The organism is Xanthobacter nonsaccharivorans, from assembly GCF_043194755.2.
Lineage (GTDB): Bacteria > Pseudomonadota > Alphaproteobacteria > Rhizobiales > Xanthobacteraceae > Xanthobacter > Xanthobacter autotrophicus_G.
This window is the reverse complement of record NZ_CM195526.1, coordinates 2,518,012-2,543,905: the sequence shown is the minus strand read 5'-3', so window position 1 is coordinate 2,543,905 and position 25,894 is coordinate 2,518,012. Positions and strand designations below refer to the sequence as shown.

Sequence of the window (25,894 nt, the reverse complement as noted above, 5' to 3'; positions counted from 1 at the left end):
CGGATCCCATCATCGCCGCGGACGAGGCCTTGGCCCCGAAGACCGCCGTGGAGCTCATCGGCGTCAACAAGTGGTACGGCGAGTTCCACGTGCTGCGCGACGTGAACCTCACCGTGGAACGCGGCGAGCGGCTCGTCATCTGCGGGCCCTCGGGCTCGGGCAAGTCCACCCTCATCCGCTGCATCAACCGGCTGGAGGAGCACCAGAAGGGGCGCATCGTCGTCGACGGCATCGAGCTGACGAACGACCTCAAGCGCATCGACGAGGTGCGCCGCGAGGTGGGCATGTGCTTCCAGCACTTCAACCTGTTCCCGCACCTCACCATCCTCGAGAACTGCACGCTGGCCCCTATGTGGGTGCGCAAGATGCCGAAGAAGGAGGCCGAGGATCTGGCGATGCACTTCCTCGAGAAGGTGAAGATCCCGCACCAGGCCCACAAGTATCCCGGCCAGCTTTCCGGCGGCCAGCAGCAGCGCGTGGCCATCGCCCGCGCCCTGTGCATGCGCCCGCGCATCATGCTGTTCGACGAGCCCACCTCCGCCCTTGATCCGGAGATGGTGAAGGAGGTGCTCGACACCATGGTGAGCCTCGCCCAGGACGGCATGACCATGCTGTGCGTGACCCACGAGATGGGCTTCGCCCGGCAGGTGGCCAACCGCGTGATCTTCATGGACGCCGGCCAGATCGTGGAGATGAACGAGCCGAACGCCTTCTTCTCCAACCCGCAGCACGAGCGCACCAGGCTGTTCCTCAGCCAGATCCTGCACTGAGGCGGGGGGCGCCGCCGCGTCCCGACATGACAAGTGGATGCCGTGGAGGGGCCGGGGCATGACGCCCCTTCCTGAAGCCATCGAAGCCATCCTCGCGCCCCGGCCGACGGGAGCGCTCAGCGGACGGAGAGCCGGGGCCCAGCGCAAGAGGGCGCCGGACGCGGCTTCATCTGGGAACGCCGGGGATATCGCCTGCTGCCCAGACCCTTCACCACCGTCATCCCCCGGCTTGTCCGGGGGATCCACCCGGCGGCCTGGCTGGTGCTTGGGGGTTCAACGTACCGTCGCGGTGAGGTGGATGCTGCGGAACTCGGCTGTTGCTGAGTTCCGTTCTTGCGAGAGGGCGTCAGCAACAGCCGACGTCCGGACAAGCCGGATAACGCACGTTGGTGAAACCGCCCTCCAGCCCCGGCGGATATCGCCTGCGGAGCACAATCGCCTCTGGGCCGGATCGGCGTGCCGGCAACCGCCTCACACGCCGATGTTGTCGATGAGCCGCGTCTCGCCCAGCCAGGCGGCCGCCAGCAGGCGCACGGGCTCGCCGGCGCCTTCCTTCAGGGGGGCCAGCGTTTCGGCGTTGCGGGCGGCCACATAGTCCACCCTCAGCCCCAGCGCCTCGATCATGCCGCGGGCGGTGGCCAGCGCCGCATCGGGGGCCGCGCCGCCGCGGATGGCTTCCGCCGCGCGGGACAGGGCCGTGTAGATGACCGGGGCGATCTGGCGCTGCTCGGCGTCGAGATAGGCGTTGCGCGAGGACATGGCGAGGCCGTCCTCCTCCCGCACGGTGGGCACGGGCACCACCTCCACCCCCAGATCGAGGTCCCTCGACATGCGGGTCACCACCTTGAGCTGCTGGTAGTCCTTCTCGCCGAACATGGCGAAGTCGGGCGCGCACTGGATGAACAGCTTGCCCACCACGGTGGCGACGCCGCCGAAGAAATGCGGGCGGAAATCCGTTTCCAGCCCGGCGGAGGGGCCGCCCACCTCGATGCGGCTGGCGAAGCCCGCCGGATACATCTCGGTCGGCGTCGGGGCGTAGACGAGGTCCACGCCCACTTCCGACAGGCGGGTGAGGTCCGCTTCCAGCGTGCGCGGGTAGCGCGAGAAATCCTCGTGCGGGGCGAACTGGGTGGGGTTCACGAAGATGGAGACGACGGTGCGCTGGGCGATCTCCCGCGCCGTCTCCGCCAGGGTCATGTGCCCCTCGTGCAGCGCGCCCATGGTGGGCACCAGCGCCACCTTGGCGCCCTCGGCGCGATAACCGGCCACCGCCGCCCTCAGATCGCGAACGCGTCCCACCACCTTCGGCAAAGTCGCCATGGTTCCGGCCCCATCCTGCCCTCGGCCGACCCATCCGGACGGCGGGGGGAGAGATAGGGCGTCGCAGCCCCGTCATCAACCGACATCGGCGGATATCGCCGCTCATGACCGCTCATCGCGGGGGCGGCTCGCGGCGGATCATGGTTCATCATCCGTCACCCCTTGGTCCATCCCCTTGCCCGGCTTATGTGTGGGGGCACAGGACGCACCCTGCGCAGGCGAGTGGCGAAGGCATATGGCGACGTCGGACGAGCAGAAGTCGAAGGCGGCCGCGCTGGCGCGCAACGCCCCGGGCGGCGCGGTGAGCACCGAGAGCGAGGTGGAGCGCTTCCTCGCCGCCGCCCGCGCCGTGCCGCCCGCGCGGCCGGCGGACGGGCAGGGGCGGCTTGCCTTCGCGCTCGACGCCACCGGCTCGCGCCAGCCCACCTGGACGCTGGCCTGCGACATCCAGGCGGACATGTTCGCCGCCGCCGCGGCCCATGGCGGCCTCGACATGCAGATCGTCTATTACCGTGGCCAGGGCGAATGCCGCGCCTCGCCCTTCGTGCGCGACGCCGCGACGCTGGGCGCCCTCATGCGCCGCATCGCCTGCGAGCCGGGGCTGACGCAGATCCACCGCGTGCTCGGCCATCTGGAGAAGGAGGCGGAGCGCTCCGGCCTCAAGGCCGCCGTGTTCGTCGGCGACGCGCTGGAGGAGGACGTGGCGGCGCTGGATGCCGCGGCCGGCCAGCTGGCGCTGCGCGGCGTGCGCCTCTTCATGTTCCAGGAGGGGAACGACGGGCGGGTGGAGGAGGTGTTCCGCCGCCTCGCCCGCGTCACCGGCGGGGCGTGGTGCCGGTTCGATGCCCGCTCGGCCGGCGAGCTGCGCCAGCTTCTGTCCGCGGTGGCGGCCTACGCGGCGGGCGGGCGGACGGCGCTGGCGGCGCGCAAGGATGCGGGCGCGATGCGTCTCCTCGGCGCGCTCGGGAAATAGGAGAATTCAGGTGGTCACCTTGATTGCCGGCGCGTTGCTGCTGGTCATCGCCCTCTATGGGCTGAAGGTGTGGACCAAGGCCGACCCGAAGGTGCTGGTCGCCATCCTCATGCGCTCCGTGGCCTACGGGGCCATGCTGGGCGCGGCGGCCATGCTGGTGACGGGGCGCTTCGCCGCCGCCGTGCCGCTGGCGGTGCTGGGCATCGGCCTTCTGGGTCGGCTCGATCCCAATGGGGTGGGGGGGTATCTCGGCAGCCTGTTCCGCAAGACGTCCGCGCCGAAGGTGTCGCGGGTGCGCACGGCCGTGCTGGAACTGGAGCTGGATCATGCCAGCGGGGACATGCGCGGCCAGATCCTGGCCGGGCCCCATGCGGGCCGCGCGCTCGATCAGGTGTCGGTGGAAGACCTCGTGGCGCTGCGCACCCTTTGCGATGCGCAGTCGCTGGCTTTACTCGAAGCTTATCTCGACCGCCGGGCGCCCGCCTGGCGTGAACACGCGCAGGGAAACCCGGGTGGCGGGCAGATGGGGGGCGCGGCAGACAGCCCCGGTGCGATGACCGAACAGGAGGCTTATCAGATCCTTGGGCTTGAACCGGGCGCGGATGCGTCCAGCGTCCGCGCCGCCCATCGAACCTTGATGATGAAGCTCCACCCCGACCACGGCGGGTCCAGCTATCTCGCGGCGAAGATCAACCGAGCCAAGGATGTGATCTTGAGCAAGCATGCCTGATTCTCACTCACGACTTCAATTCCTGATAGTGATGCAGTCGAAGTCGTTACGCTTGAGTAAACGGCATGCCTCGCGGGCGCCTTTTTCGTTAAGGCCGGCGAAACGGGCGCGGTAGAGGTCGGTGCCGGACTTCGAGACCTTCTCCGTGTAGCTCTCCGCGGACCCCAGCAGGGCCTTGGCGCGGGACTTGGCGGTGTCGAGCTTCGCGCGGGCCTCGCGCTCGGCCCCGTAGGCGCCGATCTGGATCTGCCAGCCCGAACGGGTGGGGGCGGCGGCAGGCTGCGCGGGCGCAGCCACCGGGCCGAGGGACGCGGTGCGCACCGGCTTTGCCGACACCGGCGTGATGGTCGGCCGGGCCGCAGGGGCCTGGGAGGCATGCAGGGCGCGGGCATAGGGATCGTCCGGCTCCAGGCCGGCGACGCGGGCGGCGCGGGCGGCAGCCTCCAGCGGATCTTCGGCGGCAGCCGCGGCCATGCGGACCGGAGCGGGAGCGCCCACGCGAGACTGGTCCTTGCCGGCGGGATTGGCGTCCGAGGCGTCGGCGACGCGCCCGGTGCTGCGGGCCCGGCCCTCGGCCGCGGCCTGTGCCGCCGCGGCGGCGGGCGAGAGGCGCGTGCCGGACGGGCCGAGATAGCCGAGCACGCCGGGCGTCGAGCCGAAGCCCTCGGGGGTGGCGGCGGCGCTGGCCTGGGCGGCGGCGCGGCCGACGGCCACGGTCTTCACGGTGACCGGGCGGATGGGCTCGGCGGCAGCGGTCTGCGTGGGCTCCGCCTGCGGCTTGCCGCGGCCGGCGCCGAGGGAGGCCGTGGTGGCGGGATCGAGCTCGGCCACCTGGGGCTTCGGCAGGGGGGCCACCGGATGGGGCATGTCCTCCGCGCGGGCGGTGGAGACCGGGGTGGGCAGCGGGGCGGTGCGGTTCACCGGAATGGCGGCGTCCGCCACCTCGGTGACCTTCGGCGCGGTGCGGCCGCCGGCATAGGCGGTGGCGAGGTTCTGCGTCAGCAGGTTCGCCATGCGGTTGTCGCGGGCGGCGCCGCTCGATCCGCCGAGCACCACGCCCACCAGATAGCGCCCGTCGCGCTTGATGGAGGAGACGAGGTTGAACCCGGAGGCCTGGGTGTAGCCGGTCTTGATGCCGTCCACGCCCTCGATCCGGCCGAGCAGGCGGTTGTGATTGCCGATGGCCTGGCCGCGGAAATAGAAGGTCCGCGTCGCGAAATACTTGTACTGCCGCGGGAAGCGGTCCTGCACCGCGCGGCCGAGGATGGACATGTCGCGGGCGGTGGTGACCTGGTTGGGGTTGGGCAGGCCCGAGGCGTTGCGGAAGGTGGTGCGGCTCATGCCGAGGGCGCGCGCCTTGCGCGTCATCATCTCGGCGAATTCGGATTCCGAGCCGCCGATGTTCTCGGCGATCACCACCGCCACGTCGTTGGCCGAGCGGGTGACGATGGCCTTGATGGCGTCCTCCACCTCGATGGTGGAGCCGGGGCGCACCCCCAGCTTGGAGGGCTGCTGCGCCGCCGCCTTGGCGGAGACCTGGAGCGGGCTGTCCAGCTTCAGCGCGCCCTGCTCCAGCTGCTCGAACAGCAGATAGAGGGTCATGATCTTGGTGATCGAGGCAGGATGCCGCAGGGCGTCCGGATTGTCCTCGTAGAGCACCTTGCCGGTATTGGCGTCCACGATGATGGCGGAGGAGCCGTAGTGCCAGCGCCCGGCCTCTTCCTTGTCGGCGGCGGGAGCGGAGGCGGCGGCCTGCTTGCGCGGCTTCGCGCGGTCCTTCGAACGATCGACGGAATAGGTCTTCTTGCGCGGCCTCGCCTCCGCCACTGTCGTGGACATGGAGAATGCCGCAAGCACCGCGAAAGCCAGGGCTTTCGACGCGAACGACAGGCCAGCGGACGGTTTACGCATTGTACCTGAGCCCCGTATCGGCGGTCGCAGTTCTCAACCCATTTTCGGCGCCGGTGTGACCGACGAGCCTTGACCGAGGCTTTTGCGTCGCACCGAGTGTTGAGGAAGCGACCGTCCTCTGACCCTAGAAACGGGGAGTTACCAAGGCGTAAACCGGGCGTGCATTGCCACATTGTGCGCTGCACAAAATCGCTTGACTTCCATGGTGCAGTGCATAATATCCACAAGCGGGAGGAGAGATAATCCTCTCGACGCGGGGCCGGCGCGGGAACCGGCGAGGAAAAGGGGACCCCAATGGTTCAGAGCCCGGAAGAGCTGCAGAAGCTCGGCAAGGAAAACGTGGAAGCCGCCCTCAAGAGCTTCGGCACGCTCTCCAAGAGCGCCCAGGCGATTGCGGTCGAGATCGCGGACTACACCAAGGCTTCGTTCGAGCAGGGCACTGCGGCCCTCGAGAAGCTCCTCGGTGCCAAGACCCTCGAGCAGGCTATCGAGATCCAGCAGACCTATCTGAAGACCGCCTACGAGGGCGCCGTGGCTCAGGCCACCAAGCTCGGCGAGCTCTACACGGAGCTGGCCAAGGAGACCTACAAGCCGTTCGAAGGCGCGTTCAAGCCTTTCGAAGGCTCGTTCGGCAAGTTTCCTCAGTGAGCTTTTGCTGACCGGATTTTTGGGCCGGGGCTGTCTTTCATCGGCGTCTCTCCGGCCCAGTCTGCCCCGCAGCGACCATGTGCTGCGTTCCGTCGCGCGGGGCATTCTGGCCCGATCCTGATCGGGCCAGCAGATACAACACAGCCTGCCCCATTTCCCGCCTTCCGGCGTGCCCCGATGTCCCTGCGGCCTTTCGCCTTCAACCGGCGTGGGCCCAGGGCGTCGTCGCGGCCCGCGCAGGGAGGCCATGCCTGTCCATCCCCCTGAGAGGCTCCGCGGTTTCCGAGCGCCCTTGCGCTTACCGCGCCGGGTTCCGAAATAGAGCAGCGACAGGCGGTGCGTGGTGGCGTGGCCACGTCTGCGCCGAACGTCGGTACTGGCGCCCGGGCGCCGTGTTTCCTATTATTGGAAGCAGCGGGAGCAGCGCCGGACTCCGTGCCGCGGCCGGATCAGCGGGACAGGGCGCGACAGACATGATGCACATTTCCAATTCGCATTTTTCAGGCCGCCCGGCGGCCGGGCCGGACACGCCCAGGCGTCCCGGCAACAACGACGGCCCGGGCACGGCGGTCATCACGCGCACCAAGCCGCAGACCAAGCGGCCGAGCCTGTATCGCGTGCTGCTGCTGAACGACGACTACACGCCCATGGAATTCGTGGTGCATGTGCTGGAGCGGTTCTTCAACAAGAACCGCGACGAAGCCAATCGCATCATGCTCCACGTGCACCACCACGGCGTGGGCGAGTGCGGCGTGTTCACCTACGAGGTGGCAGAGACGAAGGTCACCCAGGTGATGGACTTCGCGCGCAAGCACCAGCACCCGCTCCAATGCGTGATGGAAAAAAAGTAGCCGCCTGAAAGCATCGCCCGACCGGCCGCAAGGCGAGGCGGGTGCAGGCGTGGCGCTGGCGGGGCAGGAGGGGGGAGAAGACCTTCGGGCGAAGTGGGGACTTGCGCACTGCGGCATCCAGTACGAAGTTTGTGTGAATGGTGCACGCGCTCCTTAAAGCCGCGGGGGTCCTCCAGGCCGGGAGCGATGCGCGAAACGAGGTGTCGATGCCTACTTTCTCACGCAGCCTCGAACAGTCGCTCCATCGCGCTCTGGCCCTCGCCAACGAACGCCACCACGAGTACGCGACCCTCGAGCATCTGCTTCTGTCCCTCGTCGACGATCAGGACGCCGCCGCCGTCATGCGGGCCTGCAACGTCGACATGGAGAAGCTCCGCCGCAATCTCATCGAATACGTGGATACGGAGCTGGAGAATCTCGTCCAGTCCGGCTCCGACGATTCCAAGCCCACCGCCGGTTTCCAGCGCGTCATCCAGCGCGCGGTGATCCATGTGCAGTCCTCGGGCCGCGAGGAGGTGACCGGGGCCAACGTGCTCGTCGCCATCTTCGCCGAGCGCGAGAGCCATGCCGCGTATTTCCTGCAGGAGCAGGACATGACGCGCTACGACGCGGTGAACTACATCTCCCACGGCATCGCCAAGCGCTCCGGCATGTCGGAGAGCCGCCCGGTGCGCGGCGCCGACGAGGAGACCGAGACCAAGCACGGCGACGACAAGCAGAAGAAGGCCGACGCGCTCGACGCCTATTGCGTGAACCTCAACAAGAAGGCGCACGAGGGCAAGATTGACCCGCTCATCGGCCGGGATTCCGAGATCACCCGCACCATCCAGGTGCTGTGCCGCCGGCAGAAGAACAACCCGCTGTTCGTGGGCGACCCGGGCGTGGGCAAGACCGCCATCGCCGAGGGCCTCGCCAAGCGCATCAATGACGGCGAGGTGCCGGAGGTGCTGGCCACCGCCACCGTCTTCGCCCTCGACATGGGCGCGCTGCTCGCCGGCACCCGCTATCGCGGCGACTTCGAGGAGCGCCTCAAGCAGGTGGTGAAGGAGATCGAGGCCTATCCGAACGCGATCATGTTCATCGACGAGATCCACACGGTCATCGGTGCCGGTGCGACCTCGGGCGGGGCCATGGACGCCTCCAACCTGCTGAAGCCGGCGCTCGCCTCCGGCACCCTGCGCTGCATGGGCTCGACCACCTACAAGGAATACCGCCAGTATTTCGAGAAGGACCGGGCGCTGGTCCGCCGCTTCCAGAAGATCGACGTGGCCGAGCCGTCGGTGGCCGACGCCATCGAGATCCTGAAGGGGCTGAAGCCCTGCTTCGAGGACTATCACAAGCTGCGCTACACCAACGACGCCATCAAGGCGGCGGTGGAGCTCTCGGCCCGCTACATCCATGACCGCAAGCTGCCGGACAAGGCGATCGACGTGATCGACGAGTCGGGCGCCGCGCAGATGCTGCTGCCCGAGGCCAAGCGCAAGAAGACCATCGGCCTGAAGGAGATCGAGGCGACCATCGCCACCATGGCGCGGATCCCGCCGAAGACCGTCTCCAAGGACGATGCCGAGGTGCTGGCCAATCTGCAGACGACCCTCAAGCGGGTGGTCTACGGGCAGGACAAGGCCATCGAGGCGCTCTCCGCCTCCATCAAGCTGGCCCGCGCCGGCCTGCGCGAGCCGGAGAAGCCCATCGGCTGCTACCTGTTCTCCGGCCCCACCGGCGTCGGCAAGACGGAAGTGGCCAAGCAGCTCGCCTCCATCCTGGGCGTGCAGCTCCTGCGCTTCGACATGTCGGAGTACATGGAGCGCCACACCGTCAGCCGCCTCATCGGCGCGCCTCCCGGCTACGTGGGCTTCGACCAGGGCGGCCTGCTCACCGACGGCGTCGACCAGAACCCGCACTGCGTGCTGCTGCTGGATGAGATCGAGAAGGCCCATCCGGACCTCTTCAACATCCTCCTGCAGGTGATGGACCACGGGAAGCTGACCGACCACAACGGCAAGCAGATCGACTTCCGCAACGTGATCCTGATCATGACCACGAACGCGGGCGCCGCCGATCTCGCCAAGCCCGCCTATGGCTTCACCCGCCAGAAGCGCGAGGGCGACGATTCGGAGGCCATCAGCCGGACCTTCGCGCCGGAGTTCCGCAACCGTCTGGATGCGGTGATCCCCTTCGGCCACCTGCCGCCCGAGGTCATCACCCAGGTGGTGGAGAAGTTCGTGCTCCAGCTGGAAGCCCAGCTGGCGGATCGCAACGTCACCATCGAGCTCTCCGACGAGGCGGGCGCCTGGCTGATGGAGCGCGGCTACGACGAGCAGATGGGCGCGCGGCCTATGGCCCGTGTCATCCAGCAGTACATCAAGACCCCGCTCGCCGATCTGGTGTTGTTCGGCGCGCTCAAGAACGGCGGCCACGTGCGCGTGGTGGTGGAGGGCGAGGGCAAGGACTCGAAGCTCGGCTTCGAGTTCCCCGAGGGGCCCGTCACCCCCAAGCCCGATCCGGCCCCGGAAAAGCGCCGCAAGCCCGCCGCCAAGGCGAAGTTCGCGGCCAAGTCCACCAAGACTGGCCGCGGCCCCAAGGGCGGGCCGAAGGGGGGCTCCGGTCCCAAGTCCGGCGGTCCCGGCCGCTCCGGCAGCCCGGTTCCCAAGATGCCTCTGGTGAAGGCCTGAGCCTTCGGCATCACGAAACGAGAAAGAGGCGGCTTCGGCCGCCTCTTTTGCATTCGGGCGGGCGGTCCAGTCCTGCACGTTTCGGTTGCGGCGATTGCGGGGGGCTGGGACACTTCCTCCTTCGGGCACGCGCCTGTCGCGGCGATGGAGGGGCAGATGGCCAGGCTCAAATATCCCTTTGCGGGTGATGTCACCCAGTTCTTCCGCATCCTGAACGACAACATGGCGGCCTTCGCCGGCCAGCTGGGCCTCATCAACATCAATGTGGTGCAGTCCAAGGCGCCGGAGGTGGAGGCGGAGGTGCTGGAGAGCGTGGCCAGCTATGGCGCCCAGCTCGGCCGCATGGGCGATGCGCTGGCGGTGCTGGTGCGGCATTTCCATCCGCCGGGCGATCTGACCCCGGACGAGAAACGGGCGCTGGCGCAGCTGCGCGAGCTGCTGGACCAGATTGCCGACGTGAAGGAGCGCCACCAGCGCCGCGCCATGCGCATTCCCTATGAAGGCTCGCCCTTCTGAGGGAGACAGGCCGCCGGCAAGGATTTCGCCCGCTCCCTGCTGGAACGCGTGGACGATTTACCGGGCAAATCCAGTCCATCGGTTCGGATCGCGCCGTAGCCGGTAGAGCACCTGCCGCCGCAGGGGATGGCCCTGCGGCGTGGTGGGCAGGTCGAAATCGCCGCCTTCCACGCGCGCCATCCCCAGGCGCTCCATCACCGCCCGGGAGCGCAGGTTCGCCGGGACGGTGATGGCGACGATCTCGGCAAGGCCGAGCGGCCCGAAGCCATAGGCGAGGGCGGCCTGCGCCGCCTCGGTGGCATAGCCGTGGCCCCAATGGGCCGGATGGAACCGCCAGCCGATTTCCACGGCGGGGGTGAAATGCTCCTGGTAGGGCACGTGCACCAGCCCGGTGTAGCCGGCGAAATCCGTCGCCCCCGGCACTTCCACCACCCACAGGCCGAAGCCGTGGCGGGCGAAATGGGCCTCCGCCCGGTCGGCCACCGCATCGCTCGCGGCGCGGTCCGGCACCGGCAGCAGGAATTCCATGGTGCGGGCATCGGCCTGCATGCGCCACAGCCCCTCCCGGTCCGAGGCCCGCCAGGGGCGCAGCACCAGTCGCGGGGTGGTGAGGGTGGGCGCCATCAGGCGCCGTCGATGCGCGTGCGCAGATGCTCCGCCACCGAGAAGCCCGGCAGCTCCCGGCCCCGGAGCGAGCGGACCGAGCGCAGGCCCAGCGCCGAGGTGAGGAAAATCTCGCTCGCCGTGGCCAGCTCCGCCGGGGTGATGGAGCGCTCGCGCGCGCCCTCCGCCAGCACCGCGGCGCGCATCACGCCGGGCAGCACGCCGTCCGACACCGGCGGCGTCACCAATTCCCCGCCCAGCACCGCGAACAGATTGGCGATGGAGGTCTCCGCCACCCGGTCGCGGGTGTTGAGCAGCACGGCGTCGTCGGTCCCGCGCCCGGCGGCTTCCTGCCGGGCGAGGATGTTGTCCAGATAGTTCAGCGACTTCACCCGTGCGAGCGGAGATCGGTCGTTGCGCCTCGTGCCCTCGGCGACGCTCAGGCGGGCCGGCGGGGCGGGCGGGGCCAGGGGCGCGGCGGTGATGACGAGGGTGGGCGCCGGATGGGCCGGCGGCAGCACGCCGCGGGGCCCGGTGCCGCGGGTGAGGGTGAGGCGCAGCACCCCCTCGGCGAGGGTGTTCGCCTGCGCCGTCGCCCGGAGCGCCCCGGCGAAATCGAAGGCCGGCAGCGGCAGGCCCAGCACCCGGGCTCCGGCGGCGAGGCGGGCCAGGTGCGCGTCCAGCCGCAGCACGCGGCCGCCTTTTACCCGCAGGGTCTCGAACAGGCCGTCGCCGAGGGTGAAGCCGCGATCGAGGGGGGAGACGCCCGCGACGTCCTCCTCCACGAGGCCGGTGCCGAGCCAGAGCTTCATCGACGCTCTCCCGAAAGCGCGCGCAGCATGGGGGCGAGCTTCACCAGGCTTTCCTCATATTCCCCCGCCGGATCGGAATCGGCGACGATGCCGCCCCCCGCCTGGGTCAGCAGCGTGTCGCCCTTGCGGGTGATGGTGCGGATGACGATGGAGGAATCCATCGCCCCGTCGAAGCCGATCCACGCCACCGAGCCGCAATAGACCCCGCGCGGGGCGGGCTCCAGCTCGTGGATGATCTCCATGGCGCGGATCTTCGGCGCGCCGGTGATGGAGCCGCCGGGAAAGCAGGCCTTCAGCAGGTCCACCGGGCCGAGGCCCTCTTTCAGCTGGCTCACCACCACGGAGACGAGGTGGTGCACGCTCGCGAAGGTCTCGAGGGCGCACAAGGCCGGCACCTTCACGCTGCCCACCTGCGAAACGCGGGAGAGGTCGTTGCGCAGCAGGTCCACGATCATCAGGTTTTCCGCCCGGTCCTTGGGCGAGGCGAGGAGCTCGGCGGCCAGCGCCTTGTCCTCCTCCGGATCGGCGCTGCGCGGGCGCGTGCCCTTAATGGGCCGCGTCTCCACCCGGCCGTCCGGCAAGAGGGAGAGGAAGCGCTCCGGCGAGGCGGAGAGCACGCTCATGTCCGCCCCGCAGCGCAGGAAGGCGGCGAAGGGGGAGGGGCTTAGCGTCCGCAGGCGCGCATAGAGGCCAAGGTCGTCGAGGCCCGCCGGCATCGGCGCGCGCATCTGCTGGGTGAGGTTGGCCTGGAAGATGTCGCCGGCGCGGATGTATTCGATCACGCGCGCGATGGAGGCTTCCACCTCGGCCCGCGGCTGGTCCGGAATGAAATGGCCGGTCACGGTGAAATCGGCGGCCGGGGCGTGCTGCGGCGCGCCGGCGAGGCGCTCCAGCATCGCGTCCGCCCGGCGGCGGGCGCGGATCGTGGCGGCGCCCCCGCGCTCGGGCAGGCCACTCGACAGGAGATAGGCGCGCTGCTCCTGCCGGTCGAAGGCGAGGAGCACGTCGTAGAGGCCCATCACCATCTCGGGCAGGGCCGGGATGGCCGGGCGCGGGGCCGGCAGGCGCTCCAGATGCCGCCCCAGCTCGTAGCCGAGGAAGCCGATGGCCCCGGTGCGGAACGGCACCGGCGTTTCCGCCGCCGCCAGCGGGCAGGCCGCCAGCGCCGCGCCCAGCACGTCGAACGGCGCGCCAGGCACGGGGCGCCCGTCGACGGTGACGCCGGCCGCGTCCGAGACGATCACCTGGAAGGGATCGGCCGCCACATAGGACCAGCGCGCCCGTGGATCGCCCACCGCGGCGCTGTCCAGCAGCGCGCAATGGGGCGCGCCGGCGAAGGCATGGAAGGCGGCGAACGGATCGCGATACGGAATTTCGATGACAAGCACGGCTGGGCGACCGATTCGAGACGCTGCCCGCAACATGGCCCCGCCGGCCCCGCGGGGCAATCCGGCGGGGGGTCGCTGCGGCAGGCCCATTTCGTCGCCCGGAACGCGGCCGCGCGGCGAGCCTCCGGCGCCGTCGCGCCCCGTCCGCGCCGCCGGCCCCGGAAGGGAATGCGGCCTCTCCCCGCCGCCGGCGCATGGCCCGCGCCCGGCCTCTGCGGTTGGTGCAACTCGTCGGACGCGCGGCTTGATGCTATGGCAGGAGGCAGGCGGCCGTGTGCGACCGCTCGTCCCATCCCGTCATCCGCCCGATCCGAGCCGTGACCGCCCCGCCCGTCGTCGATCCGCACATGGTGCATCATGCACCGGCCCGATGGTTCCTCCAGGGGGCCTGGCACGCCGTTTCCGTGCCGGCGCTGGTGCTGTTCGCCAGCTACCTGGGCTTCGGCGCGGTGCTGCAGAGCGTGGGCTTTCCCATCGGCGCGGGGCTCGCCTCCACCTTCCTCATCTGGGCGCTGCCGGCGCAGCTCATCCTCATCGGCGGGCTGGTGGCCGGCACGGCGCTGCCGGCGCTGGCGCTGGCCATCACGCTCTCCTCCATCCGCCTGCTGCCCATGGTGGTGTCGGTGGCGCCCTACATGCGCGGGCCGCGGCGCAGCCTGCTGCGGGAGCTCGTCTGCGCCCATTACGTGGCCATGACCGTGTGGCTCGAAGGCCTGCGCCTGCTGCCGCACCTGCCCGGAGAGGCGCGGGTGCCGTTCGTGCTGGGCCTCGGCAACACGCTCATCGGCATCAGCATGCTGGGCACGCTCACCGGCTTCCACGTGGCCGGCGAGGTGCCGGTGCCGCTGGCCGCCGGGCTGCTGCTGCTCACGCCCTTGTCCTTCACCGTGCTGATGGTGCGCAATGCGGCCCACGCCACCGACTGGCTGGCGCTCGCCGCCGGCCTCGTCCTCACGCCGCTGACGCTGCACCTGCAGGGCGGGCTCGACCTGATGATCGCGGGCATCGGCGGCGGCACGCTGGCGTTCGCTGTCGGCCGCATGCTGGAGCGGCGGCGGTGAGCGGCCCCATGACCGAAGGCGCGGCCCTCCTGGTGGTGATCCTCGTCGGCTTCCTGCCCACCGAGATCTGGCGCTCCCTCGCCATCCTGTTCGGCCGGCGGGTGGAGGAGGGCAGTCCCATCTTCCACTGGGTGAAGGCGGTGGCCACCGCCCTGCTGGCGGCCGTGGTGGCGCGGCTGCTGTTCATGCCCGCCGGCGCGCTGGCCGGCGTGCCGCTCGCCCTGCGGCTGGGCGCGGTGGCCGGGGGCGTCGCCGGCTTCGCCGTGATGCGCCGCTCGGTGGTGGCCGGGGTGCTGGTGGGCGAGGCGATCCTGATCGCCGGCATCTTCCTGCTGGGCCACTGAGGCCCCAGGCAAAGAAAAAGGGCGCCTCGAAAGGCGCCCCTGAAGATGTCACGACCAGAGAGATGTCACGACCAGAGGTCACGACGCTGGTGCGTGACGATGGCGTGCCGCGCAGGCGAAGCGGTCCGGCCGCAGGGCCAGACCGCAAGACCTCGTCAGACCGAGTAGTACATCTCGAACTCGACCGGATGCGGCGTCATCTCGAAGCGCATCACCTCGGTCATCTTCAGCTCGATGTAGGACTCGATGAAGTCCTTCTGGAACACGTCGCCCTTCAGCAGGTAGTCGTGGTCCGCGGCGAGAGAGGCCAGCGCCTCGCGCAGCGAGCCGCAGACGGTGGGGATCTGCTTCAGCTCCGCCGGGGGCAGGTCGTACAGGTCCTTGTCCATCGCCGAGCCGGGATCGATCCGGTTCAGGATGCCGTCCATGCCGGCCATGAACAGGGCCGCGAAGGCGAGGTAGGGGTTCGCGCCCGGATCGGGGAAGCGGACCTCGACGCGCTTGGCCTTCGGGTTGTTGGTGTAGGGGATGCGGCAGGACGCCGAGCGGTTGCGCGCCGAATAGGCGAGCAGCACGGGGGCCTCATAGCCCGGGACCAGGCGCTTGTAGGAGTTGGTCAGCGGGTTGGTGAAGGCGTTCAGCGACTTGGCATGCTTGATGATGCCGCCGATGTACCACAGGCAGTAGTCGGACAGGTCCGCATACTTGTCGCCGGCGAAGAGCGGCTTGCCGTCCTTCCAGATGGACTGGTGCACGTGCATGCCCGAGCCGTTGTCGCCGAACACCGGCTTCGGCATGAAGGTCGCCGTCTTGCCGTAGATGTTGGCCACCTGGTGGATGCAGTACTTGTAGACCTGCAGGTGGTCGGCCATGGTCACCAGCGGGCCGAACTTCAGGCCGAGCTCGTGCTGGGCGGAGGCCACCTCGTGGTGGTGCTTCTCCACCTTGGCGCCCATCTTCGCCATGGCGGCGAGCATCTCGGAGCGCATGTCCTGGGCGCTGTCGACCGGGGGCACGGGGAAGTAGCCGCCCTTGGTCTTCACCCGGTGGCCGAGGTTGCCGCCCTCGTACTCGGTGTCGAAATTGGTCGGCAGCTCGATGGAGTCGAGCTTGAAGCCGGTGTTGTACGGGTCCGCCTTGAAGCGCACGTCGTCGAAAATGAAGAACTCGGCCTCGGGGCCGAAGAACACGCTGTCGCCGATGCCGGTGGACTTGGCGTAGGCCTCGGCCTTCCTGGCGATGGAGCGCGGGTCGCGGCCGTAGGGCTGGCCGGTGGTCGGCTCCAGCACGTCGCAGACGATGGAGAGCGTGGTCTCCGAGAAGAAGGGATCGATGCAGGTCGTCGTCGGATCCGGCATGAGCAGCATGTCGGACTCGTTGATGGCCTTCCAGCCGGCGATGGACGAACCGTCGAAGGCGGTGCCTTCGGTCAGGAATTCCTCGTCGACCATGCTGATGTCGAACGTGACATGCTGCCACTTGCCGCGCGGATCGGTGAAGCGCAGGTCGACATATTTCACGTCCTCGCTCTTGATGAGGTCGAGGACGTCCTTGGCCGTCTTGGTCGTCATGGGGGTTTCTACCTTTCTGCTGGCCCGCAGGTTCTTATTTGACGCGTCAGATCGCGTCGAGGCCCGACTCGCCGGTGCGGATGCGGATCGCTTCCTCGATGGAGGACACGAAGATCTTGCCGTCTCCGATGCGACCGGTCTGCGCTGCGCGGCGAATGGCTTCGACGGCCCGGTCTACCATATCGTCGGCCAGGACAACCTCAATTTTCACCTTGGGCAGGAAGTCCACCACATATTCGGCCCCGCGGTAGAGCTCGGTATGGCCCTTCTGCCGGCCGAAGCCCTTGGCCTCGGTCACGGTGATGCCCTGCAGGCCGACATCCTGGAGGGCTTCCTTCACTTCATCGAGCTTGAAGGGCTTGATGATTGCCTCAATCTTCTTCATCCGCTCCGTCTCCCGTGGCCCGGCCGCCGCCGCCGCTTGGTCAAGCCGGCACCTTTTAAGCAGGATATGTGCCATGCCTCACCCTCAGCACCCAAGCCGAAAAGACGGCCGGAGGCCAGGATGAAGCTGCACAATACATGTGCGTTGTGTTGAAAAAATAGGCTCACGCTGATCGCATCATGCGCGCGGCTGAGCATGATCTGAGCATCGGGTGCCCGGATCGGTCAGATCGGTTCCATCCTGTCGGCGAATCCATCGCCGGACCAAACGCGTGGGCGCACAGTCCGGGGTCAGCGCACGGCGCGGGCCGCGCAACGTGCCCTCCAGAGCAAAAAGGGGCTTCCGTGCACGCACTTCTCGATCCCCAGGAAATGGCGAGGGCGGATCGATACGCCGTCGAGACCGGCGTCGCCTCCTTCACGCTCATGGAGCGCGCGGGCACCGCGGTGGCGGATGCGGTGGCGCGCTTTCCCCTGCCCACCCGCGTGGTGGTGCTGTGCGGGCCGGGCAACAACGGCGGCGACGGCTTCGTGGCCGCCCGGGTGCTGGCCCAGCGGGGGTTCCGGGTGCGCGTGGCCCTGCTGGGGGAGGCGGCGCGCCTCACCGGAGATGCGGCGAAGGCGGCGGCGAAATGGCGCGGCCCGGTGGAAGAGCCAGCGGTGCTCGACCTCACGGAGGCGGGGGTGATCGTCGACGCCCTGTTCGGCGCGGGCCTTGCGCGCGACCTCGACGGTGCGGCGAAGGCGCTGGTCCAGCGCATGGCGGCCTCGGGGCGCCCCATCATCGCCGTCGACCTTCCCTCCGGTCTGGATGGCGCCACCGGCAAGGTGCGCGGCGCGGCCGCGCAGGCGAAGGAGACGGTCACGTTCTTCCGCCGCAAGCCGGGCCACCTGCTGGAGCCGGGGCGCCGCCTGTGCGGGCGCGTGCGCGTCGCCGACATCGGCATTCCCGAAGCGGCGCTGGCCGTCATCCGCCCGCAGGCCTTCGTGAACATGCCGGACCTGTGGCAGGACGCCTTTCCGCTGCCTGCCGCCATGGGCCACAAATACGACCGCGGCCACGCCGTGGTGGTGAGCGGCGGCCCCTGGACCTCAGGTGCCGCCCACCTTGCAGCCAAGGGGGCGCTCAGGGCGGGGGCGGGGCTCGTCACGGTGGCCTGCCCGCCGGCGGCGCTGCCGCTGCACGCCGCATCCTATGCCGCGCTGATGCCGCGCCCGGTGGCGGATGCGGCGGACCTGGCGCTTCTGCTCGCCGACCGGCGGCTCGGCACCGTGGTGCTGGGGCCGGGCCTCGGCGCGGGCGCGGCGACGCGGGCGCTGATCGACGCGGCGGCGCCGGGCCGGCGGCTGGTGCTCGATGCCGACGCCCTCACCAGCTATGAGGGCGCGCCCTGGGCCGTCGCCGCCGTGGCGGGGCGCAGCGCCGGCCTCATCGTCACGCCCCATGAAGGGGAGTTCGCCCGCCTGTTCCGCGGCGATCGGGAGGTGCTGGAGGCGCCCTCCAAGCTCGCCCGCACCCGCGCGGCGGCCCGGCGGCTGGGCGCCGTGGTGGTGCTGAAAGGACCGGACACGGTGGTGGCGGCGCCGGACGGGCGCGCCGCCATCGCCGAGAATGCGCCGGCCTTCCTCGCCACCGCCGGGGCAGGGGACGTGCTGGCCGGCATCGCCACCGGGCTCCTGGCCCAGGGCATGCCCGTCTTCGAGGCCGCCTGCGCCGCCGTGTGGCTGCACGGCGCGGCTGCCTGCAGCGCGGGACCCGGCCTCGTCGCAGACGACCTGCCGGAGGCGCTGCGGGCGGTCTATGCGGAACTCTACGAGAAGCTGGGCGGCTGAGCGGCGAACCGCCCGCCGCCCCTCTCCGCCCTTTTCACCCCATGGCCACCAGCACCGCGCCGGCGGCGATCAGGGCGACGCCGAGGCCGGCCGTCAGCGACAGCTTCTCGCCCAGGAAGATCACGCCGAACACCGCCACCAGCACCACGGAGAGCTTGTCCACCGGCGCGACGCGGGCGGCATCCCCCGCCTTCAGCGCCCGGAAGTAGCAGAGCCACGAGGCCCCGGTGGCGAGGCCCGAGAGCACGAGGAACACCCAGGTCTTCCGGGCGATCTCCCCCGGCGGCTGCCACGCTCCGCCGAATCCGGCGATGGCGGCGACGAGGGCGAGAATCACCACGGTGCGCACCAGCGTCGCCATGTCGGAATGGATTCCGGCGACGCCCACCTTGGCGAAGACGGCGGTGAGCGCCGCGAAGGCCGCCGAGCCCAGCGCCCACATCTGCCAGCTGCCCATCAGCGACCTGAACATGACGCCCGCCTTTCGATTCCACTCCGGAGCGGGATTCATCCTAGAACCGGATGCGCCGCCATGGAATCGGCGGCGGCGATTCCATGGGGGCAGAGGCAGTGAATTCGTCTCTCCTCGATACGTTAGAGGGCGATATCGGTTCTGTTGCACGCGGCCGTCCGTTAAGCGTGGCCGTCTTGCAGCCGTGATCCCTCGCCACAGTCCCGCCGGGCCGCGCCGCAGGGCGAGGCCCGCAACAGGGGAAATGTCATGTCCTTGGGTTCCACGCTCCGCGTCGGTCGCTTCTTCCGCGGGCTCTCGGTGGCGCTGGCCGGCGCGCTGGCGGTGGCGCCGGCCGCGCAGGCCTGCACCAGCTTCATCATCCATACGACCGAGGGCGGCATCGTCTATGGCCGCACCATGGAGTTCGGCTTCCGGCTCAAGTCCGAGGCCATCGTCATCCCGCGCAACCTCGCCATGACCGCCACCGGCCCCGACGGCAAGCCGGGCGCCATGACGTGGAAGACCAAGTATGCCGCCACCGGCCTCAACGCCTTCGGCATCCCGGTGCTCACCGACGGGATGAACGAGAAGGGGCTCGCCGGCGGCATCCTCTATTTCCCGGACTATGCGGGCTATGCCGACCCGGCCAAGGTCGATCCGAAGACTGCCCTGGCGCCATGGGACGTGCTCACCTGGGCGCTCACCAATTTCGCCACCGTGGCGGAGGTGAAGGCGGCGCTCTCCGGGATTTCCGTGGTGGACCTGAAGGAGCCCACCATGGGGATCACGCCCCCGTTCCACTACACGCTCCACGACGCATCCGGCGCCTCGCTGGTGATCGAGCCGGTGGGCGGCACGCTGAAGGTCTATGACAACCCCTATGGGGTGATGACCAACGCGCCGGGCTTCGACTGGCACCTCACCAACCTGCGCAACTATGTGAAGATCTCCCCCTTCAACGCCGAGCCCCTCAAGCTCGACGGGCAGACCATCGCCTCCTTCGGGCAGGGCTCGGGGCTGCTGGGCATTCCGGGGGATCCGACCCCGCCCTCGCGCTTCGTGCGGGCGCTGGGCTACGTGGCCTCGGTGGAGCGCAAGCCCTCGGGCATCCAGAGCGTGCGCCTCGCCGAGCACATCGCCAACAATTTCGACATTCCCGTGGGCTGGATCCGCGACGGCAAGAGCACCGCCGCGCTGGAATACACCCAGTGGACCGCCGTCGCCGACCTTGCCAACAAGCGCTACTACGTGAAGACCTATGACGACCCGGTGCTGCGCGGCATCGATCTCATGAGCTTCGACCTCAACGCGCCCAAGGTCGTCACCGCGCCCCTCCTGCGGGACCAGGACGCGCCGGCCCTCGCTTTCCCCAAGCCCTGATGCCGCAGCGGGCTGGGTATAGCGGGGAGGCGCGCATCCGCGCCCGTTCCGGAGGTGCGGACGGGCGCAGATGCGCTACCCTGTCGGCGGACGACCTGAGGGAGTCCTGTGCTCTCCGCCCGCCGTTCCCCCCAACGTGCTCCAGAGACCCTGCCTGACCGCCATGTCCGATCCCGGCTTCATCCATCTGCACGTTCATTCCTCCTACTCGCTGCTGGAGGGGGCGCTGTCCATCGGCAAGCTGGCGGATCTGGTGAAGGCGGACTATCAGCCGGCCATCGCCTTGACCGACACCGGCAACCTGTTCGGCGCGCTGGAATTCTCGGAGAAGATGGCGGGCGCGGGCATCCAGCCCATCGCCGGGGTCTCCCTGGCGCTGGAGATGGCCGATCCGCCCGGCCCGCGCGGGGCGCTCCGGCCGAAGAAGCCGCGCATCGTGCTGCTCGCCCAGGCCGAGGCCGGATGGCGCAACCTGATGAAGCTGGTCTCGCGCTCCTTCCTCGAGACCGCGAGCGAGGACGAGCCGCGCATCCTGCCCGAGTGGCTGAGGGAGGCGCACGAAGGGCTCATCGCCCTCACCGGCGGCCCCGCCGGTCCCCTCGACAAGGCGCTGGCGGCCGGCCATCCCGAGCTGGCGGCGGAGCGGCTGGACCTGCTCGCCGCCATCTTCGGCGAGCGCCTCTACGTGGAGGTCCAGCGCCACGACACGGACGTCGAGCGCTTGGCCGAGCCGGCGCTGCTTGAGCTCGCCTATGCCAAGGGCATCCCGCTGGTGGCGGCCAACGAGCCCTTCTTCGCCGACCAGTCGGACTATGCGGCCCATGACGGCCTGCTGGCCATCGCCGAGGGGCGCCTGCTCGCCGAGGGCGACCGCCGGCGGCTGACGCCGGAGCACCGCTTCAAGACCCGAAAGGAGATGCTGGAGCTGTTCGCGGACCTGCCCGAGGCCACCGCGAACACGGTGGAGATCGCCCGCCGCTGCGCCTATCGCGTGCGCACGGTGAAGCCGATCCTGCCGCGCTTCACCACCGCCGACGAGAAGGAAGAGGGCAGGGACCCGCTGGAGGCCGAGGCCGCCGAGCTGGAGCGGCAGGCGAAGGAAGGCCTCGTCCAGCGCCTCGCCAAGCATGGCCCGGCGCCGGGGCTCGACGAGAAGGCCTATGAGGAGCGGCTCGCCTACGAGCTCTCCATCATCACCCGCATGAAGTTCCCCGGCTACTTCCTGATCGTGTCGGACTTCATCAAGTGGGCCAAGGCCCACGGCATTCCTGTGGGGCCGGGGCGCGGCTCGGGCGCCGGCTCGCTGGTGGCCTATTCGCTCCAGATCACCGACCTCGACCCGCTGCGCTTCCATCTGCTGTTCGAGCGCTTCCTCAACCCGGACCGCGTGTCCATGCCCGACTTCGACGTGGACTTCTGCCAGGAGCGCCGCGACGAGGTGATCAGCTACGTGCAGGAGCGCTATGGCCGCGCGCAGGTGGCGCAGATCATCACCTTCGGTACCCTCCAGGCGCGCGGCGTGCTGCGCGACGTGGGCCGCGTGCTGGAGATGCCCTACGGGCAGGTGGACAAGCTCTGCAAGCTGGTGCCGCAGAACCCGGCCAATCCGGTCACCCTGAAGCAGGCGATCGAGGACGAGCCGCGCCTCCAGGCGGCCCGCGACCAGGAGGAGGTGGTCAAGCGCGCCTTCGACATCGCCGTGAAGCTGGAGGGGCTCAACCGCCACGCCTCCACCCACGCGGCGGGCATCGTGATCGGCGACCGCAAGCTCCACGAGCTGGTGCCGCTCTACCGCGATCCCAAGTCCGACATGCCGGTCACCCAGTACAACATGAAGTGGGTGGAGCAGGCCGGCCTGGTGAAGTTCGACTTCCTCGGCCTCAAGACGCTGACCACCATCGACAAGGCGGTGAAGCTCATCCACCAGCGGGGCATCGAGCTCGACATCTCGAAGATCCCCCTGGATGACGAAAAGACCTACGCCATGCTCGGCAAGGGCGAGACGGTGGGCGTGTTCCAGGTGGAAAGCGCGGGCATGCGCCGGGCGCTGGTGGACATGAAGGCCGACCGCATCGAGGACATCGTGGCCCTCGTGGCGCTCTACCGGCCGGGCCCCATGGCCAACATCCCGGTCTATTGCGACTGCAAGCACGGCCGCGCCCAGCCGGACTATCTCCACCCCATGCTGGAGCCGTACCTGAAGGAGACGTTCGGCGTCATCATCTACCAGGAACAGGTGATGCAGATCGCCCAGGCCATGGCCGGCTACTCGCTGGGCGAGGCCGACCTGCTGCGCCGCGCCATGGGCAAGAAGATCCGCGCCGAGATGGAGAAGCAGCGCGAGCGCTTCGTTTCCGGCTCCAGCGAGCGCGGCATCGAGAAGGCGCAGGCCGACACCATCTTTGACCTGCTCGCCAAGTTCGCCGACTACGGCTTCAACAAGTCCCACGCGGCGGCCTATGCCCTCGTTGCCTACCAGACCGCATGGCTGAAGGCGAACTATCCCAACGAGTTCCTCGCCGCCTCCATGACGCTGGACAAGGGCAATACAGACAAGCTCGCGGAATTCCGTCAGGAGGCGCAGCGGCTCGGCATCGAGGTGGTGCCGCCCAACATCAACCTGTCCGCGCGCGAATTCGGCGTGAAGGACGGCAAGATCATCTACGCCATGGCCGCCATCAAGGGCGTGGGCGAAGCGGCGGTGGAGGCGCTGGAGAAGGCGCGCGGCGACCGTCCGTTCAAGAGCCTTGCCGACTTCGCCTCCCGCCTGCCGGTGAAGCTGGTCAACAAGCGCACGCTGGAAAGCCTCGCCGCGGCCGGCTGCTTCGACGTGCTGGAGAAGAACCGCGCGCGCGCCTTCGCCGCCATCGATTCCATCGCCGCCGAGGCGCAGAGGGTGGAGGCGGACGCCCAGTCCGGCCAGAACGACATGTTCGGCTCCGGCCCGGTGGCCGCCGCCCTGCCCATTCCCGATGCCGCGCCGTGGATGCCGTCCGAGCGGCTGCAGCGGGAATATGACGCCATCGGCTTCTTCCTCACCGGCCACCCGCTGGACGATTATGCCGACGCGCTGAAGAAGATGCGGGTTCGGCCCTATCAGGATTTCGCGCGCGGGGTGCGGGCGGGCGACACATTCGGCCGCCTCGCCGCCACCGTGGTGTCGAAGCAGGAGCGGCGCACCAAATCCGGCACGCGCATGGGCATCGTCGGCCTTTCCGATCCCTCCGGTCATTACGAGGCGGTGATCTTTTCCGAAGGCCTCGCCCAGCTGCGCGACCTGCTCGAGCCCGGGACGCCCCTGCTGCTCACGGTCGCAGCCGAGCTCCAGGGCGAGGATGTGCGCGTGCGCATCCAGAACTGCGAGAAGCTCGATGCGGTGACGGCAAGCCACCAGAAGGGGCTGCGCATCTTCCTGCGCTCCGGCGAGCCCATCGAGGGCATCGCCCGCCGCCTCTCCGACAGCAAGGCGGCCGATGCGGGGGGCGGGAAGATCAGCCTGATCCTCCTGATGGAGGATGCGAAGGCCGAGGTGGAGGTCAGCCTGCCGGGCAAGTACCCGGTCTCGCCGCAGATCGCCGGGGCCATCAAGGCCATCCCCGGTGTGGTTGCGGTTGAAGCGGCGTGACAGCCCGTTTATGGGATCAGGGGAATTGAGGGCGACGCAACGTCGCCCTCGGAATCTTCCGAAGCGGCAGGATGGGGTGCGGGCGGACCCGGCCAGCCGGACATTTCAGGGATAAGCGCGTGACCTCAGACAAGCGCGCCGTTCTGGTGCTCGGCATGCACCGCAGCGGCACCTCCGCCCTCACCCGCATCATCAACCTCATGGGCTTCTCCGCGCCACGCACGCTGATGGCCGCCACCTCGGCCAACGAGGCGGGCTTCTGGGAGAGCGAGGTCTTCATGGACCTCGACGAGCGCATCCTGAAAGCCTGCGGCCACAAATGGTCGTCCCGCAAGCGCATGGTGGCGGACCCCATGGCCGTGGCCCGCGCCAGCGGCCTGCTGAACGAGGTGCGCCGCGCCCTCGCCGACGAATATGGCGACGCCCCCGCCATCGTGCTGAAGGACCCGCGCATCTCGCGCCTCATGGCCATCTATGGCCCGGCGCTGGCCGAGGCGGGCTATCGCATCTCGCCCATGCTCGCCCTGCGCAACCCGAGCGAGGTGGCGGCCTCCGTCGCCAAGCGCGACCAGTACACCATGGGCAAGGGGCTCGGCATCTGGCTGCGCTACACCCTGGACGCCGAGCGGGCCACCCGTGGCCAGCCGCGCACCGTGGTCGCCTTCGACGACCTGATGGCGGACTGGCGCGGCACCATGGACCGCGCCGCCCGCCAGCTGGGCGAGCCCTGGCCCGCCCTCCCGCCGGAGAGCATCGCTGAGATCGACGGCGCGCTGAAGCCGGACCTGAAGCATCACGCCTTGCCGCCGCCCGGCAACGGCTCGTGGCGCGGCTTCCTCGCGGCGCGCACCTATGACGCCATGAAGCGGCTCATCGCCGACCCGGACGACAGGGCGGCCTGCCGCACGCTGGATCTCGTCTCCGCCGTGTTCCGCCCGTTCTGAGGGCTTCACCGGCGGTGGACGGAGCGCCTTGGGGCGTGGCGGCGGGCGGCCCGGCCGGTATACTGCGGCCGGGCGAGGGCAGGGGAGCGAGGACGAGCATGGCTTCCGACTGGGTCGTGGCACGGCGCGTCGCCATCGCCTGCATTGTTCTGGCCCTGGCCTATTTCTCCTTCCGGATCGTGGACGTCATCCTGCAGGTGTTCGCGGCCATCCTGCTGTCGCTGGCGCTGCATGCGCTGGCCGAGCCGTTCGCGAGGCTCACCCGGTTTCCGGAGCGCTATGCGGTGTTTCCGGTGGCCTTCTTGGTCTTCGGCGGCATCGGGCTCGCGCTCTACCTGTTCGGCGCCACCATCCAGGAGCAGGTGAGCGAGCTCGTGAAGGAGCTGCCAGACGCGTGGAAGGCCTTCGAGCAGCGCTTCCATCTGGAAGGCATGAGCGACGACCTGCTGCGCCGGGCCGAGGCGGCCGCCCCCTCCGGCGAAACGGTGCTCTCGGCGGTGCAGGGGCTGACCACCAACGTGTTCCAGGTGCTGCTGGGCAGCTTCCTGGTGGTGGTGGGCGGCATCTATTTCGCCGCCTCGCCGGATCTCTACCGCCGCCTGTTCCTGTCCATGTGGCCCGAGCCCGACCGGGACGCGGTGGAGAGGCGGATCCTCGCCATCTCCGAGGACCTGCGGCATTTCCTCAAGGCCCAGCTCATCGCCATGGTGGTGGTGGGCATCCTCACCTTCGTCGGCCTCAGCATCGTCGGCGTGCCCTCGGCGCTGGCCCTCGCCCTGTTCGCGGGCCTCGCCGAATTCGTGCCCATGGTGGGCCCGGTGGTCTCCGCCGCCCCGGCGGTGCTGATCGCCTTGACCCTGGGCGTCGATACCGGCCTGTGGACGCTGCTCGTCTTCGTCATCGTCCAGCAGACGGAGAGCAACATCATCACCCCCCTGCTCCAGCAGCGCATGGTGTCGCTGCCGCCGGCGGTGACGCTGTTCGCGGTGGTGGCCTTCGGCAATGTGTTCGGCGTGATGGGCGTGGTGCTCGCCACTCCCCTCACCGTGCTCACCTTCGCCGCCTTGAAGGCGCGCGGGCAGGCCAGGGTGGAGAGCTGAC

22 protein-coding genes are annotated in these 25,894 nt (G+C 69.3%); 14 read left to right on the top strand and 8 right to left on the bottom strand.

Annotated elements, in window-relative coordinates:
- The first annotated feature begins 8 nt into the window (after nucleotides 1–8).
- On the top strand, nucleotides 9–770 hold the full coding sequence (locus V5F59_RS11695; RefSeq protein WP_393978576.1) for an amino acid ABC transporter ATP-binding protein: 762 nt from the start codon (nucleotides 9–11) through the stop codon (nucleotides 768–770).
- Between the two features lie 471 nt (nucleotides 771–1,241).
- Here V5F59_RS11695 and panC read toward each other — a convergent pair whose 3' ends face one another.
- A complete protein-coding gene (panC, locus tag V5F59_RS11690; protein WP_393977527.1) occupies nucleotides 1,242–2,090 on the bottom strand; it encodes a pantoate--beta-alanine ligase in 849 nt (282 codons plus the stop codon).
- A 235-nt stretch (nucleotides 2,091–2,325) separates the two neighbouring features.
- On the opposite strand from panC, the gene V5F59_RS11685 reads away from it, so the two are divergent.
- A complete protein-coding gene (locus V5F59_RS11685; RefSeq protein ID WP_393977525.1) occupies nucleotides 2,326–3,063 on the top strand; it encodes a VWA domain-containing protein in 738 nt (245 codons plus the stop codon).
- A gap of 10 nt (nucleotides 3,064–3,073) precedes the next feature.
- The gene (locus V5F59_RS11680) at nucleotides 3,074–3,793 is read left to right on the top strand and encodes a DnaJ domain-containing protein (RefSeq protein WP_393977523.1); all 720 of its coding nucleotides are present in this window, start codon (nucleotides 3,074–3,076) and stop codon (nucleotides 3,791–3,793) included.
- Between the two features lie 15 nt (nucleotides 3,794–3,808).
- Here V5F59_RS11680 and V5F59_RS11675 read toward each other — a convergent pair whose 3' ends face one another.
- Entirely contained in the window at nucleotides 3,809–5,632 is a 1,824-nt protein-coding gene (locus tag V5F59_RS11675; protein ID WP_393977521.1) for a serine hydrolase, read from the bottom strand.
- Between the two features lie 366 nt (nucleotides 5,633–5,998).
- On the opposite strand from V5F59_RS11675, the gene V5F59_RS11670 reads away from it, so the two are divergent.
- The 4 genes from V5F59_RS11670 to V5F59_RS11655 all read left to right on the top strand — a co-directional run bounded on the left by V5F59_RS11670 (nucleotide 5,999) and on the right by V5F59_RS11655 (nucleotide 10,394).
- Entirely contained in the window at nucleotides 5,999–6,352 is a 354-nt protein-coding gene (locus tag V5F59_RS11670) for a phasin family protein (protein ID WP_393977519.1), read from the top strand.
- Between the two features lie 476 nt (nucleotides 6,353–6,828).
- Nucleotides 6,829–7,203: an ATP-dependent Clp protease adapter ClpS gene (gene clpS / locus V5F59_RS11665; RefSeq protein WP_393978573.1), complete on the top strand. Its 375-nt coding sequence runs from the start codon at nucleotides 6,829–6,831 to the stop codon at nucleotides 7,201–7,203.
- 206 nt (nucleotides 7,204–7,409) lie between these two features.
- A complete protein-coding gene (gene clpA, locus V5F59_RS11660; RefSeq protein WP_393977517.1) occupies nucleotides 7,410–9,878 on the top strand; it encodes an ATP-dependent Clp protease ATP-binding subunit ClpA in 2,469 nt (822 codons plus the stop codon).
- Nucleotides 9,879–10,034: 156 nt separating this feature from the next.
- Nucleotides 10,035–10,394 (top strand): hypothetical protein, encoded by a 360-nt coding sequence (locus tag V5F59_RS11655; protein WP_393977515.1) that lies wholly within the window; start codon nucleotides 10,035–10,037, stop codon nucleotides 10,392–10,394.
- Between the two features lie 57 nt (nucleotides 10,395–10,451).
- Here V5F59_RS11655 and V5F59_RS11650 read toward each other — a convergent pair whose 3' ends face one another.
- The 3 genes from V5F59_RS11650 to pabB are packed head-to-tail and all read right to left on the bottom strand — an operon-like array spanning nucleotide 10,452 to nucleotide 13,197.
- Complete coding sequence (locus V5F59_RS11650) at nucleotides 10,452–11,018, bottom strand: GNAT family N-acetyltransferase (RefSeq protein ID WP_393977513.1); 567 nt, start codon at nucleotides 11,016–11,018, stop codon at nucleotides 10,452–10,454.
- Complete coding sequence (locus V5F59_RS11645; RefSeq protein ID WP_393977511.1) at nucleotides 11,018–11,809, bottom strand: aminotransferase class IV; 792 nt, start codon at nucleotides 11,807–11,809, stop codon at nucleotides 11,018–11,020. The genes V5F59_RS11650 and V5F59_RS11645 overlap by 1 nt, the downstream gene beginning before the upstream one ends.
- Nucleotides 11,806–13,197 carry an aminodeoxychorismate synthase component I gene (pabB, locus tag V5F59_RS11640; protein ID WP_393977509.1) on the bottom strand — a complete coding sequence of 464 codons (1,392 nt, stop codon included), beginning with the start codon at nucleotides 13,195–13,197 and terminating at the stop codon, nucleotides 11,806–11,808. Before pabB ends, V5F59_RS11645 begins: the two co-directional genes overlap by 4 nt.
- Before the next feature lie 317 nt (nucleotides 13,198–13,514).
- On the opposite strand from pabB, the gene V5F59_RS11635 reads away from it, so the two are divergent.
- A complete protein-coding gene (locus tag V5F59_RS11635; RefSeq protein WP_393977507.1) occupies nucleotides 13,515–14,258 on the top strand; it encodes an AzlC family ABC transporter permease in 744 nt (247 codons plus the stop codon).
- Nucleotides 14,259–14,266: 8 nt separating this feature from the next.
- Nucleotides 14,267–14,602 (top strand): AzlD domain-containing protein, encoded by a 336-nt coding sequence (locus V5F59_RS11630; RefSeq protein ID WP_393977505.1) that lies wholly within the window; start codon nucleotides 14,267–14,269, stop codon nucleotides 14,600–14,602.
- Between the two features lie 155 nt (nucleotides 14,603–14,757).
- Here V5F59_RS11630 and glnA read toward each other — a convergent pair whose 3' ends face one another.
- Both glnA and V5F59_RS11620 read right to left on the bottom strand, forming a co-directional pair.
- On the bottom strand, nucleotides 14,758–16,173 hold the full coding sequence (gene glnA / locus V5F59_RS11625) for a type I glutamate--ammonia ligase (protein ID WP_393977503.1): 1,416 nt from the start codon (nucleotides 16,171–16,173) through the stop codon (nucleotides 14,758–14,760).
- A gap of 46 nt (nucleotides 16,174–16,219) precedes the next feature.
- Entirely contained in the window at nucleotides 16,220–16,558 is a 339-nt protein-coding gene (locus tag V5F59_RS11620; protein ID WP_393977501.1) for a P-II family nitrogen regulator, read from the bottom strand.
- Nucleotides 16,559–16,929: 371 nt separating this feature from the next.
- Between V5F59_RS11620 and V5F59_RS11615 the strand changes: the two genes are divergently transcribed.
- Nucleotides 16,930–18,390, top strand: coding sequence for an NAD(P)H-hydrate dehydratase (locus tag V5F59_RS11615; RefSeq protein ID WP_509211230.1), 1,461 nt, complete (start codon nucleotides 16,930–16,932; stop codon nucleotides 18,388–18,390).
- Nucleotides 18,391–18,424: 34 nt separating this feature from the next.
- Here the strand turns inward: V5F59_RS11615 and V5F59_RS11610 are convergent, their stop codons facing one another.
- Nucleotides 18,425–18,862 carry an EamA family transporter gene (locus tag V5F59_RS11610; protein WP_393977497.1) on the bottom strand — a complete coding sequence of 146 codons (438 nt, stop codon included), beginning with the start codon at nucleotides 18,860–18,862 and terminating at the stop codon, nucleotides 18,425–18,427.
- 249 nt (nucleotides 18,863–19,111) lie between these two features.
- On the opposite strand from V5F59_RS11610, the gene V5F59_RS11605 reads away from it, so the two are divergent.
- The 4 genes from V5F59_RS11605 to V5F59_RS11590 all read left to right on the top strand — a co-directional run bounded on the left by V5F59_RS11605 (nucleotide 19,112) and on the right by V5F59_RS11590 (nucleotide 25,893).
- Nucleotides 19,112–20,224, top strand: coding sequence for a linear amide C-N hydrolase (locus tag V5F59_RS11605; protein ID WP_393977495.1), 1,113 nt, complete (start codon nucleotides 19,112–19,114; stop codon nucleotides 20,222–20,224).
- Between the two features lie 163 nt (nucleotides 20,225–20,387).
- Nucleotides 20,388–23,849: a DNA polymerase III subunit alpha gene (gene dnaE / locus V5F59_RS11600; RefSeq protein ID WP_393977493.1), complete on the top strand. Its 3,462-nt coding sequence runs from the start codon at nucleotides 20,388–20,390 to the stop codon at nucleotides 23,847–23,849.
- 119 nt (nucleotides 23,850–23,968) lie between these two features.
- The gene (locus tag V5F59_RS11595; protein WP_393977491.1) at nucleotides 23,969–24,793 is read left to right on the top strand and encodes a sulfotransferase family protein; all 825 of its coding nucleotides are present in this window, start codon (nucleotides 23,969–23,971) and stop codon (nucleotides 24,791–24,793) included.
- A 98-nt stretch (nucleotides 24,794–24,891) separates the two neighbouring features.
- Entirely contained in the window at nucleotides 24,892–25,893 is a 1,002-nt protein-coding gene (locus tag V5F59_RS11590) for an AI-2E family transporter (protein ID WP_393977489.1), read from the top strand.
- Nucleotide 25,894 lies beyond the last annotated feature (1 nt).